Raw genomic sequence first — 18,340 nt, forward strand, 5'->3', positions numbered from 1 at the left:
GGTGTGTACCCGAAAACGCGTCTGGCTTTTTGGAGGCAAGCCGAATCCGTTTCTGTGCCGGAGAAAATCAGGCACTTTTCTGTAGGCTCCAAGTTCGTTAGCTCGAACGCTCAGCTCCTATCCTCTGCGACGTCGACGTCCGACTGACCGCTATGCCACCAAGTGACTCACAGCAGCCATCCGAAACCCCAGACGATCGCATTCGTGAAAATGAATCGCGGACGACGATTTCACATCATTCGGAACGGACGGGGCCGGAGAATCGGGAACAGTCATTGTCTTTCCCGGCGGAAGATCCTGGCAGCACTAATGTACTGAATCTTTCATCAGTGCAGGATGATGCTCCGCTGTCAGTCGGCCAAGTGGTGCTAGACAGATACGTCATCAAGGAGCGACTGGGGCGTGGAGGATTTGGAACCGTCTTTTCGGCACATGATCGAAATTTGAATCGTATGGTTGCGATCAAGCAAGCTCGATCGCTGCGAAGCTTTGTCCGTGGCCAGGTCCGCGAAGAGGCCAGAAAAATTGCTTCGCTCAATCATCCCAACATCGTCCAAATTTACGATTTGGTTGAACAAGGTGACAACGCATGCTTGATCGTCATGGAATACCTGGAGGGAACGTCACTCTCACGGTACTTGAAAAACAATTCGATCACGATCGCACAAGCGGTTCACTTGGGGATTGGGATTTGTGATGCACTGATCCATGCCCATACCAAACAGTTGGTTCACAGTGATCTTAAACCCGCGAACCTTCACCTCTGTCCCGGCGACCAAATCAAACTGCTGGACTTCGGTTTGGCTGTCGCGCACTTTCCGAACCAGGGAACACGAATCGGTGGCACCCCGGGATACATGTCCCCTGAACAGATCCGCGGCGAATCCCACCTGATCGACGGCAGAACGGATATCTGGGCGTTTGGGGTCGTCCTCTATCAATTGTTAACTGGGGCACGACCGTTCTCTTCCAACGATGACGCGACGACCAATGCACGTACCCTGTTCAAGCTTGCACCACCGCCACAACAACTGAACCCGGATATCGATAATGAACTGCAACGGATCGTCCTGAAGTGTTTGGAGCCATTGATCACCTCCAGATACCTTTCCGCCGTTCAAGTTCGCGAAGACTTACTTCACTGGTCCGAGAAAGCTGATCCACAGTTTCCAGCTTCAACGGAAGCACCTGTGGAAATACCAATGCCCGTCGCTTCGGTCCCAAGTTCGGTGAGACTTAGCCGACGAGGCCTCCAACCTTTTTCGGAATCCGATGCACAAATCTATCTCAGCCTGATTCCCGGACCGCGTGATCGAAACAACGTTCCTGATTCCATTCGATTTTGGAACCGTTGGATCATGAGCAATGATCCACAGACGGATCATCCTGTCGGCGTGCTCTTCGGTCCCAGTGGCAGCGGAAAAACGTCCTATGTCCGTGCGGGACTTTTCAGTCAGCTTGGTCCTGACGTATGCCGTGTCTATTTGGAATGTCGGCCAGGTGACCTAGGCTCACGCTTGACAAAGGCGATCGAGTCTCAAATCGATGCACCCGCTGACGGATCCTCACTACGTGATCTTTTGCACCAACTTCGAAGTGGGTCAACTGGATCGCAAAAGTTTCGCAAGCTGCTCATCGTGCTCGATCAATTTGAATCCTGGGCACACGTCGCGACTCTCGATGAACGTCTTGATTTAGCCGAAGCATTGCGGCAATGCGACGGGATACAAATCCGCGCATTGATCATCACCCGCATCGACTACTGGATCGGAACGCAAGAACTGCTTCGTTGGCTGGAGGTGCCAATGCAGGAAGGGCGAAACGTCGCCTCAGTCGATCTTCTGAACACATCGGAAGCAGAACGTATCCTCGAAGTGATTGGCCGTGAACAGAGAACCCTGCCAGAGGACGGCCAACTGTCCAAAGAACAGAAACTATTTTTGACTCAGGCTGTGAACGAATTGGCCAATGACGGAAAAGTCATATGCGTTCACTTGGTCATGTTCGCGGAAATGGTGCGACGCACGAACTGGACGCCGCGTTCGTTGCGCGAGAGCGGAGGGGTCTCAGGTGCGTGCAGTCTCTTTTTCCAAGAATTATTTGAGAAGGACAGTGGACACTCACCGGAATACCGCCGCATCGCACCGGTGGTCCCTGCGATCCTAGCCAAACTCACGCCGGTCGAATCGGATAACGCTGTCAATGTCAGCGAAACAGCAACCTCGATTCGCCAAGCAGCCGAAGAATCCGGGTATCCACATTTGGTCAACGACGCTCTGCGTCTGCTCAGCGAAGATCTTCGCATTATCAGTGTTGTTGGTCCCGACGTGATTCGTTCCGACCAGGACAGACCGGAGGGCAACAGTCACGAGGTGCGATATCGGCTGGCTCACGATTTCCTCGTCGAACCGGTTATCACATTCCTAATCCGTGTTCGTAAAAATTCGTGGCGAAACCGAACGATGACGCGACTGGTCGAGATGAGCGAGACGTGGTCACGACGTCCTAAGCCAGTGCACCTGCCAAATTTCACCGACTACCTAATCCTCTCGTTTGGGACGGTCTTCCAAAGACGCTCTCCGACGGACGCACGATTCCTGCGTGCGGCAACGCGATTGCACGCAGGACGAATCTCCGTCGGCGCGATCAGTTTGTTGGGACTTATTTTTCTATCGGTGGTGACGTGGTACCAGTGGAATGCGGCCCGCCAGTATCGTCAGTCACAATTGAACGCAGAAGTCGCTCGATTATTGGAAAGCCGATCTGCGGACGACTTCAGCACACAGGCAGAGCGTTTATCTCAGTTCGGAATCGATGCTCTCAACCAAGTCGGCGCATGGCAAATCTCAACCGACGATCGTATCAAACTTCTGGCGTTGCTCTTTGAACAACACATCAAGCAAGAATCGTTTGTGGGTATTGCTCCATTAATTTTGGAAGCCCCATCAAGCCTGTTCGATTCCGTACTGTCGGTCGCGAAAAAGACCCCCGACGCGTCACAATGGTTGCGCAGCGTTGCGACTGCAGGAGAAGAGTCACAGGATGGAGCCGAGCTTGACAGCCAAGAAATTCCGCCGCAAGAATTGCGTGACCGAGCCGCGATTCTTCTTGCCTACCTGGGTGATCGCCAGCCCTTGCTAAAAAGGCTGAGCGCTTCAAAAGATCGAGTTCGTGACGAAGCGTTTATTAGCACTACGATGACATGGCGTGGTCATCCAGACCTTTGGGCAGATATTGTCAGCAACAACAATGACGCAATTATCCGCTACTACGCCGGGACAATCTTGGGCGGATACCCCAAAGACCAGCTATTGCTTGACGGAATTGATTTCGACTTCAATGCGCTGGTCAATTCAAAAGATGCGAGTGTCTCTAGCATCGCGCGTTTCCTGGCAAAGCATCTCGGCAAAGATCCGCTGGCATATCCGTTGGCACCTCCAAACGATGCCAACTGGATTGTCGGCCCTGGCAATATTCCGATGGCAATATTCGAACCGACTAAATTCGAAACGACCGTCATGTTAGCTGCCGAACGACGAGAACCAGCCAAAATCAACACCTATGAAGTAACAAAACCGTTTTTGGTCGCGACGATACCGGTCCCTCAATTCCTTTACGAAGATTTTGCGGATGACCTGTCCGCACAGGGATCCGATTTTGATACCGACCGCAAACTAGAACGTTGGGAACTGCCGACCTATTTGACCGACAATCCCAATCAGCCTGCCGTTGCGGCTACGCTCTCGCAAACGTTTCGGTTCTGCAATTGGCTTAGCGAGCGAGAAGGCCTAACGCCCTGTTTTACACCCAAAGAGGTGGAGCCGGTTGCCGACCCTAAAAAAGAAATCCCGCCGATACCTTGGACTTACGATTCGAATGCCAACGGTTACCGCGTTCTCACGGATGATGAGTTTTGGCTTGTCGCGACAAATGGTTATCTCACGACAAACTCTGCACTCGCTGTTGAGATCGCTGGTCTGAACACCAAACAAATTCGACAGCGGTACCCAAGAGAACTTTTCGCATTGATTCCAAATCGCGCGGGCTTATTTCTGTTTGATCGATATTGTGGTACCTGGATTACCGGACACCCACTGATCACAGGGTACAACATCGCGAGCTTCGGACCGGCACCCGGATTCTCGCAAAACTATGGGGTACCGGTAGGCGGCATTTACCTTTGTCGCACAGCAACGCAGTAGCATGAAGCCTTTGTTCTACATCAATCACAGTAGCCGTAGACACAGCACCGATAGCATTTGTATTGGCATGGCCAGTCGTCTTCTTCACACCCACAAAATTCGGTGTCATATTCACAGCCCGTCAGTGGATTACAAGCAGGAAAGTAGAACAATCCGCACTTGAAATTTCCTGTGCAATAGTTCCAGCGAAGTGCGGCTGCGTATCGACACCACTTTATCGATTCTGGATCTCCAGCATGCCTCGTAGCACAACAAGCGACATCAAGCCCGTACTGTGCTGCGCAAAAAGACCGAGGAGATCCGGGGGGCAGGCCTGGACCGTTGAAACATAATTCGGATGAGAGAACTGGGTCCGGCGCCATGCCACAACCACATCCGGCATCTACCGATGCACTTACCGCAGAACACGCCGCGGCAGCGTTGTTAGTGCAAGCGGGCGCACTGCAGACATCGGCACTACAAACATCGGTACAAGGAGTACAAACTTTTTGACAATGGCGTTTTCCGAACAGCCGTTTTAATAATCCGCCGGCTTCGACTTGCGAACTAGATGCAAGCGTCGCGATCACAATCAAGACAAGAGTACTTTTCCGCATCATCTTGGAGCATTCCTTTAGAATCGGGGGCAACTACCTTTGATTGTCCGCCAACGCAATTCGGCACAGCGAACTCACGCCTTTATCATTCGTTGCGACTAGGGCCATCGTCAATAGTCAGGTATACGACAGCCCCTCCACAGCCATCTTTTATTCGATTAGTCGACCAGTTCACTCGTTTTCCGGTGCCAAACAAGTCACCGCATGGCGTTGCCAAGCCAGATTCGGGAGCTTAACGTGATCCTATGCGATACGCGGAACTGCACTGTAAAAGCAACTTTTCATTCCTCTGTGGGGCGTCTCATCCGGACGAACTTGTCAACAGAGCGATCGAACTTGGATACGACGCGCTAGCGCTGACTGACAACGAAACGCTCGCTGGCGTCGTCCGCGGATTCGGCGCGGCTCGCGATGCGAATTTCCACTACATCGTTGGTTCTGAAATCCACCCAATCGATGCGCCATCCATGGTGCTTTGGCCAACCGATCGCCAGGCCTATGGAAGGCTTTGCCAGTTGATTTCCCGCGGTCGTCTGCGTAGTGAGAAAGGTGCTTGTGAAATTCGCTGGTCGGACGTTCTTGAATTTAATCAAGGGATGGTGGCTGGCGCAATCCATCACACCGATCCCAACCAAGCCTCTTCGAAGCCGGAGCTTTCAGCTGAGTTTTTACGCGGCCCCTTTCGAGAAGCATTCAAAGACTCTGCTTACCTGCTTTGTTCATTGCACTTAGGGCCCGACGACAGAGCTACCTCGCAACGCTTTCATCAACTATCGATTCAGTCCGGGGTGCCTTGTGTCGCGTCGGGAAACGTGCACTATCACCTAGCCGAACGGATGCTATTGCACGATTGCGTGACAGCGATCCGAAACGGAACCACGATCGACCAGGTCCACGCTGAACGTTTTGCAAATAGCCAGTATCACATGCGATCGATCGACGAGATTGCATTTCTCTTTCGCGACATGCCCGGGGCGATCGAACGCACGATCGAAATTGCACAACGCTGTCGATTTAGTCTTGGTGAACTCCGCTACGAATACCCTGAGGAAATCGCACCGCCAGGGATGTCGCTGATCGAACATCTGAAGCGACTGACTTGGGAAGGTGCACAGCAGCGATGGCCGGCTGGTGTGCCATCACATGTGATCGATCTACTGCGACACGAAATGGAACTGATCGAAGAGCTTCACTACGAAGCCTACTTTTTGACGGTCTGGGACATGGTTCGATTTGCCCGCAGCCGAGGAATCCTTTGCCAAGGACGCGGTAGCGCGGCTAATTCCACCGTTTGTTACTGCCTCGGAATCACCAGCGTCGATCCCTCGCAAAATGATTTGCTGTTCGAACGTTTTATCAGTCGAGAGCGAAATGAAGCTCCTGATATCGATGTCGATTTCGAACACCAACGTCGTGAAGAAGTTCTTCAGTACCTTTACGAAAAATATGGTCGTGACCGCGCAGGAATGACCGCAACGGTCACCAGTTACCGAGGCAAGAGTGCGATTCGAGAAGTCGGAAAAGCCCTTGGCCTGTCCGCTGACATGATTGATTCGCTTTCCAAAATGGCTGGCGACTATCGCGGCACGGAAGAAAAAATTCCTGCGGGCCTCGATGCCTGTGGGCTGGATGTTCATTCTGAAATCGGAACCAGATTTACATACCTGGTCAAAAACCTGATGGGGTTCCCTCGTCACCTTTCGCAGCATGTTGGCGGAATGGTGATGTCTGCCGGAAAACTTTGTGAACTCTGCCCGATCGAAAACGCGGCGATGGAAGGTCGCACGGTCATCCAGTGGGACAAAGATGATCTCGACGAACTCGGGATTTTGAAAGTCGACGTGCTGTCGCTGGGAATGCTCTCCGCGATCCGGCGATGCTTTGAACTGGTCGAACGACATCACAAAAAAAAATGGTCTTTGTCAACAATCCCGCATGGCGATCGGCAAACCTACGACATGATTTGCAAAGCCGACACGATGGGCGTCTTTCAAATTGAAAGCCGCGCCCAAATGAGCATGTTGCCGCGTCTAAGACCGCGTTGTTTCTACGACTTAGTTGTTGAAGTCGCGATCGTCCGCCCAGGACCGATCCAAGGGGACATGGTGCATCCGTTTTTGAAAGCACGTGAGAACCCATCTGCGGTTCAATATCCAAACGAAGCAATCAAAGCCGTCCTGCAAAAAACGCTGGGAGTACCGATCTTTCAAGAACAGGCGATGCGACTTGCCGTCGTCGCCGCAGGATTTACCCCCGGTGAAGCCGACCAACTTCGTCGCGCGATGGCAGCATGGCGACGCCCAGGTGTGATTGATAAGTTCCGTATCAAACTGCTCGACGGAATGAAACAGAACGGGCTGACCGGAAAATTTGCCGATCAAGTGTTCAACCAGATCCGTGGCTTCGGTGAATATGGATTTCCCGAATCACACGCGGCGAGCTTTGCGCTGCTGGTCTACGTGTCTTGTTTTCTAAAGCGACATTACCCAGCCGCATTCTGCTGCTCGTTGCTAAACAGTCAACCGATGGGTTTCTACGCGCCGGCTCAGTTGGTCGCTGACGCACAAAAACACGGCGTCGAAGTGCTTCCGGTTGATGTCAACGAAAGCGAGTTCGAATCGACTTTGCAATTCACATCGTCCATGTCTGGTCCTGCAATTCGTCTGGGCCTAAACACGATCCGCGGATTGCCGACCGAAGATGCGATCCGTCTTGCTCAAGAACGATTACGCGGCGGCCCCTTTCGCGACGTCACCGATGTCACTCGCAGAGCCAAAGTCGGACAAGCGGTTGTCTCGCAACTGGCTGACGCGGACGCGTTCAAAGGCTTAGTCGGAGACCGCCGCGCAGCGATCTGGCAATCACTTGGTCAATCCGAAGCACCGCAAGATGCGCCGCTGTTGGATTCACTCGACGACGACGAGGAACTGCCGGATCAACTGACCGCCATGTCGCCATTGGAAGAAGTCTACGCCGACTACAACACAACGGGGATGAGTCTAAAAGCCCATCCAATCTCGTTCGCACGTGATGAACTGCGGCAAAAACGTTGCGTGACGGCTAGCGATCTGCCACGTTTAAGGGATGGAAGACACGTTCGCATCGCAGGGTTGGTCACAATGCGGCAACGTCCCGGCACCGCGAAAGGCATCACGTTTGTCACCATCGAAGACGAAACCGGATCGATGAACTTAGTCATCTTTCCGAAGGTTTGGCAAGCGTTCTTTCAAGTTGCCAAAACTAGCAACGCCTGGCTTGTCGATGGCAAGTTAGAAAACAAGCAAGGCGTCATTCACATCATCGTCGGCCGCCTAACAGACCTCTCAAGTGAAGTTGAAGGATTGAGGTTGCGTTCAAGAGACTTTCATTGAGCAGTCCCAAACTCGTCTCAAGGCTCCTGCCTGTCGATGAGTGCCCTAAACAAACTGAGCCGGTTGGCGATCGCGACCGGCTATGTAGCTGCGACCGTCCTAAGCAGGCAGAGCCTGCAAGACATTCCTGTGACGAGGCAGAGCCCCGTCACAAGTGCGATCTCGTCGCAAGGCTCCTGCCTTGCGACGCACTGCAATGCAGCCTCCTGGCTGCCGACCGGTGCCCTAAACTAACTGAGCCGACTCGCGATAGCGACCAGTAGGCAGGCGGAGCCTGCAAGACATCGTGTGACTAGGCAGAGCCTTGTCACAAGTGCAATCTCGTCGCAAGGCTCCTGCCTTGCGACGCACTGCATCGCAGCCTCCTGGCTGCCGACCAATGCACTAAACAAACTGAGCCGACTCGCGATAGCGACGGTTATGTAGCTGCGACCGTCCTAAGCAGGCGGAGCCTGCAAGACATCGTGTGACAAGGCAGAGCCTTGTCACAAGTGCGATCTCGTCGCAAGGCTCCTGCCTTGCGACGCACTGCATCGCAGCCTCCTGGCTGCCGACACAACTTAACCGCGGCTATCGCCTTTGCGGCTCAGTGTAAAAATGCCTCCTGAGCTGCGTCGCGATGACGACGGTGAAGTGATCAACAACCTACTCACCCGACTTCGACAATCGACCCGGATCGATAACAACGTGCTTCACCTTTTGGCGTTTCCACGTGTAGACGGCATGAACCATGCCATCATCGGATTGAATGATTGCAGGATAGCTGAACTCAGCCTTCGGTTCCTTTTCCAGCGTTGCGACTTGATGCCAAGAACGTCCATCGTCAGAGATCGCAAGATTCAACAACCCTCGTTTTCCCCAGCCGGTGTCTCCGCTTTCAAGATGGTTGTAAATCAATAAGTGTCGACCATCTTTCAACGTGACAACATCGATTCCTGAATTCGGATTGGGCAATTCAGTCGCCTCAAGCTTCGACCAAGTCTGACCATCGTCTTTCGATTCGGTGCTAGCGATGACGCCTTCTTTGGTGCGACAGAGTGCGACCAAGGCTCCGTCGGCTCGACGCATGATCGTCGGCTGAATCGCGTTAAAATCTGTCGCATCATTGATCGGACCGATACGTTTCCACGTCCCCGATGGCAAACCATTTTTCAATGTAGTCTTCTCGAAATGAATTCGCCAACCATCGACTTCGGTTGATGATCCACAAAGCAGTTGTCCATCTTCAAGAAGGAATGGCTTGCAGCGAACGGGGCCGTCAATTCCTTCAGGCAACCGAGTCCGATCACGGAAGGATCGTCCGCGATCGTAGCTGACCATCAATTCACCCCACCAGCCTCTCGGATCTGGGCCAGCCTTAAAGAACAGCAACAGCGGCCCATCTCCTGGTGTCTGGTAGAGCACAGGGTTCCAACAAGGGTACCGCAGACCGTTGTGCTGGACTCCGGTGGCAACTTGCTGAGGACGAGACCAGTTCCCACCATCGTTATAGCTAGTCCAAATTCCGACGTCTTTATTCTTCTCGCGTGTCCCTGCGAACCATGCCGCTACCAAGCCTCGGCTGGTCATGCAAACCGTTGATGCGTGACACTGGGGAGTCGGCGGATCGTTAAATACAAATTCTTCGCTAACGATCGCGCTGTCTGACTTTGGTACTTCGTTGAAGGAAGCGTTCATTTGCTCCGGCGAAAACTGTTTGCAGTCATCGTGCTTTGCAAAGTACAGACGGCCGTTCTCCGCACCAACAAGCAAGTCAGGCTTGCCATCTTTGTCAAAGTCACAAGCCGCGGGACTGCTGGTATGACCGGCGACATTTCTGGACGCGAGGTTCCCCACCAGTTTCATCAGAACCTTGCCTTCGCGTTGGTCGCAATTTCGATAGAGCTTCGCATTCTCCGAGTTAACCAGAACGTCCAGATTTCCATCGCCATCCCAATCGACGACATCCAGTTTGACGCGTCCGGACCGACCGGCGGATTGCCGATTCAACTGCAGCGGCTTGCCATCTTGATCGACAAAGATTCGTTCAGCTGCCGAGACCAATCCTGTTGTCTTGTCCCCGCGACGAAGCGTGAGAAAACCTTGTTGATCCAACAGCACCATGTCCAACGTTCCGTCGTCATCAAAGTCGACCGCAACGGGTGTGGTTCGCCACTGAGTCAGCGCGGCAGGCGATTTTGTTCGCCACCAATACCATGCCGGCGGTTCTTCACTCGGTCCGTCTTCAAAAGCGAGTTGCTTGTAGGTGCCATTGTTGTTGATCAGCACTCCAAGTTTCGACAGAATCGAGTTGTAGATAATGTCACCGTCGCCATCACCATCCCAGTCAGCGACGGACAATGTGGTGTAGCCCCATTTCGCCTCGCACGGCCCTTGAATTGAACCGTTGGGCCCCGCCAAGATGCGAAACGGCTCGGTGCTTCCGTCGACCTTTTCGACCTGAACCAATTCTGGTGCCGACCATTTCGGTAGACCGTTTTCCCCAGGTCCACGATTGGTAAAAATCGCGATGTTGCCAGCAGTGTTTCCACAAACGATGTCTTCATCACCATCATTGTCGATGTCGTAGGCGTAGGGGGTTGCCAGCGCACCGAACTTCAGCGAATCCGCTTGCTGCTGAAAATACGTTGGCGCGTCAAAGACCGGCAACGCCCCATCGAGGGTTCCAGTGTTCTCGACTAGCGCCACGCGGCCATCTTCATCACCAACGATCAAATCAAGATCACCGTCTTTGTCCCAATCAAATGCCGTGGGCGTAATCATTTGCAAATGCATCACCAGAGGATTCCCGGCGCTGTCATTCAATCGCTGCCCCGCGGCGTATTGCGGTTCCGTTCGCGAACCGATGTTTTGAAAGTAGGTGAATCCATCAAGAAATTCTCCGCACAGCAAGTCGAGATCTCCATCGCCATCAAAGTCAGCAAAGTTCGGTGATGGCCATCCGAAAACATCGATCGCACCTCCGGCGGCTTCCAGCTTGATTGGCGATTCCGAATACTTTGGCGAGTCTCCGTTGCCTTCGTTTTTGATGATATAGATGTAGCCATGTAAGGGACCGTTCTTCCATCGCCCCATTGAATCAAATGCATGGTCCCAGACTAGGTCGCTCCAGTCGCCGACGCCAACAGCGATGTCTTGGTCACCATCGCCATCAAAATCAACGTAGCGCCACATGTTTGCACGCACACCGTTTTCATGCACATTCGATTTTGAATAGAGCTTTTCAGCTTTGTCAAAATTGAATTTCCCCGTCTCTGTATCGCGAACGTATTCGTTGCCAGGACGAAGAATACGAGGCTGCTGGCCGACATAGCTGACCTGCATGTTATTTGACGCCTTGCCGATTCGAACGCCAGGCCGAAAGACTGGCATTTTGGCACCCGGATCGTCACTGGCATTTTCAAAAAAGTAAACACCGTTGGAAGGCTTGTCCGGACATGCGACCAACAAATCATGGTCACCATCGCCGTCATAATCCATCGGCATCGGCCAAGCCCAAAGGCCAACACCGAGGTCGACGACAAGGTCCGGATCGTTGTATTCGATTAGCCGAAGCTTGTAGTCAGACTCATCAGCCGAGCAGACGCCAGTCAATGATGCGGCAGCGGCGAGCGACGCAAGTAGACGCTTCATCATTCGATATTCTCAAGGTGGGAAGGGCAGGGGAGTGGGGAAAAGAAAAGGTCCGGCGGACAATGAAACGGAAGTCTCTACTGCGTCTCTTTGGGATCGACGGGCAGTCGAGCGCCGACATCATCCAAGTAGCGAAACAATCGAGACTGCATTTGCTTGGCTAGTTCGGAATGACTGCTTGATAAATCATGTTGCTCGGCCAAATCGTTCGCCAAGTCATACAATTCGAACCGCTTATCCTCTGCGAACCAAATCAGCTTGTGGTTGCCATATCGCAGAGCGGACTGGGGTCTCGTCTGACTAACTTTCAAATCGTCGGTTCCAATGGTTTGCTTGGCTTTTGCGAACCCTCGTTCCGGATGGTAGTACGGAAAATGCCAAACCAGCTCTCGCGGATTTTTGGTGGGCTTGTTTCCCTCCAGAACAGACCGAATCGAAATCCCATCGATCTTAGAAGCATCGACTTTTCCATCATCCGGTCCACTTGCATAGTCAACAAAAGTGGGCAGCAAGTCATAGCCGATGACCGGCGCTGCAGTACTTGTTCCCGCAGCAGTTTTGCCGGGAAGTCTGGCGATCATCGGAACACGAATGCCACCTTCGTAGACATTCCATTTGGATCCGCGCAGCGGCCCATTGGTCGTAAACTCCGGGTGTCCGCCATTGTCAGACATAAAAAACACCAATGTATTGTCAGCCTTTCCGCTCGCCTCTAAAGCATCCAGTATGGCGCCGATATGGAAATCCAACGTTTGCAGGAATGCGGCATAGCGTAAACGTTCCGGACGCCTTTTGATGCTAGACGGTACCGTTCGGTCATATCGATCGACCAACCATTTGCATGGTGTCTTGACTGGCGTATGAACGTAGAAGGATGACGCCATCACAAAGAACGGCTCGCCTCGATCCTTTTTCAGATAGTCACAAACATTGTTGACCATCGTGTCATCCGCATAGACACCGTCTTGAACAATCGGCTCAGGTTCCGACTTGCCCCAAGAGTACGGATGGGCCCCAAAGTCTTCCACCGCAACTTGAAAGCCCTGGGCTTTCGGACCGTGAGTGGGACTCCAACCGAGATATCGCTGGTAGTGTTGGTTCAGGTGCCATTTACCAAAGAAGGCCGTCTCGTAACCCAACTGATTGAGACGCTCGGCGATCGTGATCTCGTCCGTCGGAAGATTCAACGTAAACGGAGGAGTGCGTAATCGAAACTGTTCATTAACAGGCTGACGTCCGGGATCAGGCTTGGTAACGAATTCGAATCCAAGCCGGGCAGTCGATTTGCCCGTCATGATACTGGCACGTGATGCGCTGCAGATCGGTGCTGGCGCATAGCCGTTTGTTAAGCACAAGCCATCACTTGCCAAACGATCAATATTCGGTGTTTGATGCCACGGATGACCAAAACACCCCAAATCCGCCCATGCCAAATCGTCGACCAAGATAAACAGGATGTTTGGCGTCGATGACTCAGCTGCTACCGCATCCGATCGATGCCCGCAGTAGCAAAGCGTCAAAACCAGAGCCAATGCTGCATACTTCTTGCCCATCACAAATTTCCCCCGGAGGCGGCCGAAACCTGAAGTCGGTTGATCACGCGTCCCATCACAATAATCGCGAGTGGACCTAGGACGATGATCAAGTACGGATGGAAGGGGCTGGAAACTTCAGAAAGGACTCCCGGCCAGTAGTCCGTCACCGAGAATGTCATCCATGCGATCAACATCATCCCGATCGACAATACTCCGATCGCTTGCAAGCTGGTGATTCGCCGTGAGGTAATCCCCAGCAAGAACAATCCGATGATGCCAGCTCCCAAGACTCCCGATAACGTCCACCAAATATCTAAGATGCTGTTTGTCAGACGCACCAGAACCAATGCCATCGCCGTCCCCATCGTTCCCCAAATCAGCGTTGCTTTTCGCAAAACTCGCATCCGATCTGCATCGTCCGCTGATGGCTTTTTCAGTCGCACATAAAAGTCGCTCATCACCAGCGTGGCGGACGAGTTCAAACCGGTAGACACGGTACTCATGGCCGCTGCAAATACAGCCGCGATCAAAAGGCCACGGATACCGATAGGTAGATGGGCAGCGATAAAGTGCGGGAACACTCGGTCACCCAGGTCACCGTCTTTGAGCGATGCCGCAATTTCGCTTCTCTTCTGTTCATAGTCTGCTGAGTCCGCATCAATGCCCGCCTGCATCAACTTTTGATCAACAACAATTTGACGAACCGCCTGCAGTTGCTCCGGCTGGATTTGATAGAACCCATACAGCGAGGTTCCGATAAACAAGAACAGGGCACTGACGGGCACATACAACAGCGCACCAAGCCAAATACTTTTCGCCGCTTCGCGATCACTACTGGATGCCACATAACGCTGAACGTAACTTTGATCGATACCAAAGTTCTTCAGGTTTTCGAACAAGCCATAGATCAGCACGATCCAAAAAGTCTTCTCGTTGACGACCCAAGGCGACCAACTTCCAAAAGAAAATTTTGAATCTTGGTCGGCGATCGCAAACACCTGCGACGGTCCGTCCGGCATTCCCCTCATGATCAAAAACAGGGCAAGCAGGGCCCCAGCCATCAGCACAAATGCTTGAACGGCATCCGCCCAGATCACCGCCGTGACGCCGCCGATGAATGAATAGGCCGTCACGATGACACCGGTCACAATAATCAGCAATCGAATGTCCCAGCCAAACAGGACCGCCATCGGCAGTGCCATCAGATACATCACCACGCCAATGCGAGCGACCTGAAACAAGAGGTAAAACCCACTGGCGAAGATCCTGGCCCAAAGCCCAAACCGATGTTCCAAAAGCGAGTAGGCGCTGACTTCACCCGACGCGCGATACATCGGCAAAAAATAGTGCACCGCAATCCACGCCGCCGGAGGCAACGCCAATGAAAACGCGAAGGCATTCCAATTGGCGATAAACGCGTTCCCTGGAAGCGCTAAATAACTAATGCTGCTCAGATAGGTCGCAAAGATCGACATACCGCACAGCCAACCCGGCAAGGAGCGTCCACCGGCAGTGAATTCATCGGACGACGAATTCCGTTTCCAAAAGTACACGCCGATCCCAAGGATACCAGCGAAATACAGAATCAAGACGGTCCAGTCGATCGCGCCAAAAAAGCCTTCTTGCTCGCTCGCTTGTGCCAAAATCGTGATGCCGTTGAGGCCGAACATCATTCACGCTCCGCTGTTGTGCCACGAAGCGTTGCCATCACGTCGACGAGATCCGAACGGAATTCCGCATAGTCTTTCTCGTCTGCCAAGTTTTTCGATTCAGCCGGATCGGTTTGATGATCGTACAGCTCCACACCCACCAACGCGTTGTCCTCGGGAGATCTCCATTCGGTGTAGCGAAACCGGTCTGTCCGGACGCTATGCCCCATCGCTTCGATCTTCTTGTAATACGCCGGTCGCGGATGCTGCGTCAGCGCGGCATCCTTGACCTTAACAGCCGTTCCATCAATTAACGCACGGAGGCTGACACCTTCGACATCCGTTGCGGGTGGCAATCCACAAAGGTCAACGAGAGTCGGATAAAGATCGAGCAGTTCAACGATCGCACTTGTTTGCTTGGCATCGTATGTCGCACCGGACTTTACCGGTGGGGCGACAATCATCGGAACACGAGCATCCAATTCGAAGTTGGACGTCTTGCACCACAGCGTGTGGTCACCGAGTTGGAATCCGTGGTCCGACCAAAAAACAATCAACGTTTTCTCGGATAATTCCAATCGTTCGAGCTCGTCCAGCAGACGGCCGACCTGAGCATCCATGTAGCTGATTCCAGCCAAATACCCATGTCGCAACTCTTGAGCATCTGCGTCTGATAACGGCTGCGGAGTTTTGCCAAACAGCTCTTGGCTATTGTGCCACGCGATTCGTGGGGTGTCGGTTGGCCATTGGGGACAGTCAGGCCGCAACATTGATTCGCGATCGTAGAGATCCCAATACTTTTTCGGTGCATTGAATGGAAGGTGAGGCTTCCAGAATCCGACCGCTAAGAAGAAAGGCTGATCACTCTTGGATCGTTCGCGAAGTGCTTGCAGCGAAAGGTCCGTGATACGTCCATCGAAATAGGCGTTGTCTGGGACATCACGACACTCACAACGAATGGCTTTGGCGTGATCAACGGGCAATTCGCCTTCAACCTTAGCTTCATCATTGCGGTGCGAATCAAAGTGCATCACCGCAGGAACACTCCAAGACCGCGGATCACCTTTTTCTTCGGTTCGCCAATTGTGATAGATCTTGCCAATGTTTTGCGTGAAGTAGCCGTGGTTGCGAAAGTGCTCGGGCAAGGTCACGACATCAGGCAGTTCGTCACGAAAATGCTTTGTCAGGTTGTAGAGCTTCAAAGTGTCGGGACGACGCCCCGTCATCAAGCTGCTGCGTGAAGGATTACAAACAGCCTGGGCACAGTAGGCTCGGTCAAATCGGATACCGCGATCGGCCAACTTATCAAGGTTCGGTGTTTGCACGACCGGATGCCCATAGCATCCTAGGTCACAGCGTAGATCGTCGGCAGCAATGAACAGGACGTTTAGCGGTTCGTCGGCGGCGCACGGCGTCGGAACGTCTGCCGCTAAGACGATGGTTGAGATCAACAGCACAATCGGTGCACAGGATCGCCGCCAAGCTGGTTGTGAATCTCTCATCCGCAGTTTGCCTCCTGGGTTGATAGACCAATCTGGTTCAATATTTCTGCAACACGTTGACGCTCCGGATCCAAGAACCGGTTGAACGGATCTGCGGGAAGGTCTTCACAAATCCCGATCAACGAAAGCGCTGACTTGGTTGCCTTGATATGCCGTGAGGCGTACTTTCCGATGTCATAGATACGCTGGAATTCGCGCACCTTTTCGAATTGCTGCTGTGCGATTTCCTGATCGCCACGTTCCTGATCACCACGGCCGATCGCATTGAACCATTGGACAAAAGTCCTGGGCATGACGTTGGCCCCACCATTAACACCGCCATCTCCACCCAGTTCGATCGCTTCTCTCAGCATGATCTCTGGCCCAATCAATACCGACCAGTCTGGACGCAGCGATTTCAACTTGCAAACTTCTGCGAAGTACTCCAAATCTCCGCTGCTGTCTTTCACTCCGATGATGGAATCGATTTCGGAGAGACAACGAATGGTGTCGATCTCAAACCAAACCTTGGTCAATCCCGGCATGTTGTAAAGCATCAAAGGCAACGGAATGAGCGGTGCGATATTCTGCACATAGCGAGTCAGCTCGGTTTGGCCTGCCGGAAAGTAATACGGCGTTGTCAGCACGGCCGCGTCTGCACCACATTCGGAAGCATACTCGGCCAACGCCACCGACTCCACAAAAGCGGTGTCCGTCACACCAACAAGAACCGGAACGCGTTTGGAAACGATCTCCACCGTTTGCTGAATCATTTCGCGGCGCAATCGATAGCTCAGGCTCGGAGCCTCGCCCGTCGTGCCCAAGATAAACACGCCCGCAACACCACCCTCGATGACATGATCAAGCAGGCGACGCAAGCCTTCATGATCAAGCACATCACGGTCTGAAAGTGGAGTCACCAAAGGAGGAACGATTCCAGTCAGTTTGTTTCCGGCCAGTTGATTCATTTGATTTCCCAACGCTCTGATTCCTGCGACCGAATCGCTTCCAAAGTAATTTCCAGGCCCGCCTTAATGTGCTGTTGCATCGAATCAGATGCCGCGGAGCTATCCCCAGCTTCGATCGCTTCAAGCACCCGTTGATGGTCATCGCAAGTCGATGCCATGATTTTGTCGTCATAGCCATGTCGCGGCATGGCGAACACACGCGTCAACGCGTTTGAGTTTTCACTGAGACGAACCATCATCTGGTTGCCTCCGCTATGGATCACAAGCATGTGAAAGGCGAGGTCCGCCTTTTCGAATTCCAAACACTCGTCGACGTTTGCGATCGGATTTTTCCGACGCTTTACTTTTGTCGCGATTTCTCGCATTCGTTTCAGTGTTCTCGCAATCGCTTGCTGCTGACTTTTCGATGAACGCTGAGCCGCTTTGCTTGCGGCATACGGCTCGATCGCCTCACGAACTTCGTAGAGCTCGACCAACTCGTCAGCTCCGATTGATCGAACGACGGCGCCAAGCTGTGGCACAAGTTCGACAAAACCTTCATTGGCAAGTAGGCCGATGGCTTCGCGAACCGGCGTGGCGCTAATCCCCAGTTCACGACCGATGGGACCGTATCGAATTCGACTGCCTGGCGTGAATTCACCAGCGATCAGTCGAGTGCGAAGATGCTGGTAGGCGAGCTGCGCGTGTGTGGTGTTCATATCGAGATCAACAGAAAGCTACAGAAGTCTATAGACTTTAAGCTGGCGCAATCTCACATGCAAGCATGTTTCTATGGTTCCGCGATGCCTGTCGTCCAACGAATCAAAGCAAACCCGCCTGCGAAGTGCATGACAATCGACGCATAGAGCCTGTGCCGACGCACGTCATCCCGCCTGACTTCAGGTGAACCACTCCAAGCAAACTGG

At 52.9% G+C, this 18,340-nt stretch carries 8 protein-coding genes; 2 read left to right on the forward strand and 6 right to left on the reverse strand.

The genetic code is table 11. The annotated features are described in order from the left end of the window. Nucleotides 1-152: 152 nt before the first annotated feature. Both LOC67_RS25430 and LOC67_RS25435 read left to right on the forward strand, forming a co-directional pair. Nucleotides 153-4,202: a serine/threonine-protein kinase gene (locus LOC67_RS25430; protein ID WP_230265661.1), complete on the forward strand. Its 4,050-nt coding sequence runs from the start codon at nucleotides 153-155 to the stop codon at nucleotides 4,200-4,202. 841 nt (nucleotides 4,203-5,043) lie between these two features. Next, a complete protein-coding gene (locus LOC67_RS25435) occupies nucleotides 5,044-8,169 on the forward strand; it encodes an error-prone DNA polymerase (protein WP_230265662.1) in 3,126 nt (1,041 codons plus the stop codon). Between the two features lie 645 nt (nucleotides 8,170-8,814). Here LOC67_RS25435 and LOC67_RS25440 read toward each other — a convergent pair. From LOC67_RS25440 to LOC67_RS25465, 6 genes are all read right to left on the reverse strand, one after another. Continuing rightward, nucleotides 8,815-11,802: an exo-alpha-sialidase gene (locus LOC67_RS25440; protein WP_410001178.1), complete on the reverse strand. Its 2,988-nt coding sequence runs from the start codon at nucleotides 11,800-11,802 to the stop codon at nucleotides 8,815-8,817. A gap of 77 nt (nucleotides 11,803-11,879) precedes the next feature. Then, on the reverse strand, nucleotides 11,880-13,355 hold the full coding sequence (locus tag LOC67_RS25445; RefSeq protein WP_230265664.1) for a sulfatase: 1,476 nt from the start codon (nucleotides 13,353-13,355) through the stop codon (nucleotides 11,880-11,882). Then, nucleotides 13,355-15,010 (reverse strand): sodium:solute symporter, encoded by a 1,656-nt coding sequence (locus LOC67_RS25450; protein WP_230265665.1) that lies wholly within the window; start codon nucleotides 15,008-15,010, stop codon nucleotides 13,355-13,357. Before LOC67_RS25450 ends, LOC67_RS25445 begins: the two co-directional genes overlap by 1 nt. Then, nucleotides 15,007-16,488, reverse strand: a complete 1,482-nt coding sequence (locus LOC67_RS25455; protein ID WP_230265666.1) for a sulfatase — start codon at nucleotides 16,486-16,488, stop codon at nucleotides 15,007-15,009. Before LOC67_RS25455 ends, LOC67_RS25450 begins: the two co-directional genes overlap by 4 nt. Further along, nucleotides 16,485-17,435, reverse strand: coding sequence for a dihydrodipicolinate synthase family protein (locus LOC67_RS25460; protein ID WP_230265667.1), 951 nt, complete (start codon nucleotides 17,433-17,435; stop codon nucleotides 16,485-16,487). Before LOC67_RS25460 ends, LOC67_RS25455 begins: the two co-directional genes overlap by 4 nt. After that, the gene (locus tag LOC67_RS25465; protein ID WP_230265668.1) at nucleotides 17,432-18,133 is read right to left on the reverse strand and encodes a GntR family transcriptional regulator; all 702 of its coding nucleotides are present in this window, start codon (nucleotides 18,131-18,133) and stop codon (nucleotides 17,432-17,434) included. Before LOC67_RS25465 ends, LOC67_RS25460 begins: the two co-directional genes overlap by 4 nt. Nucleotides 18,134-18,340: the final 207 nt, after the last annotated feature.

This window comes from Stieleria sp. JC731, assembly GCF_020966635.1.
Classification (GTDB): Bacteria; Planctomycetota; Planctomycetia; order Pirellulales; family Pirellulaceae; genus Stieleria.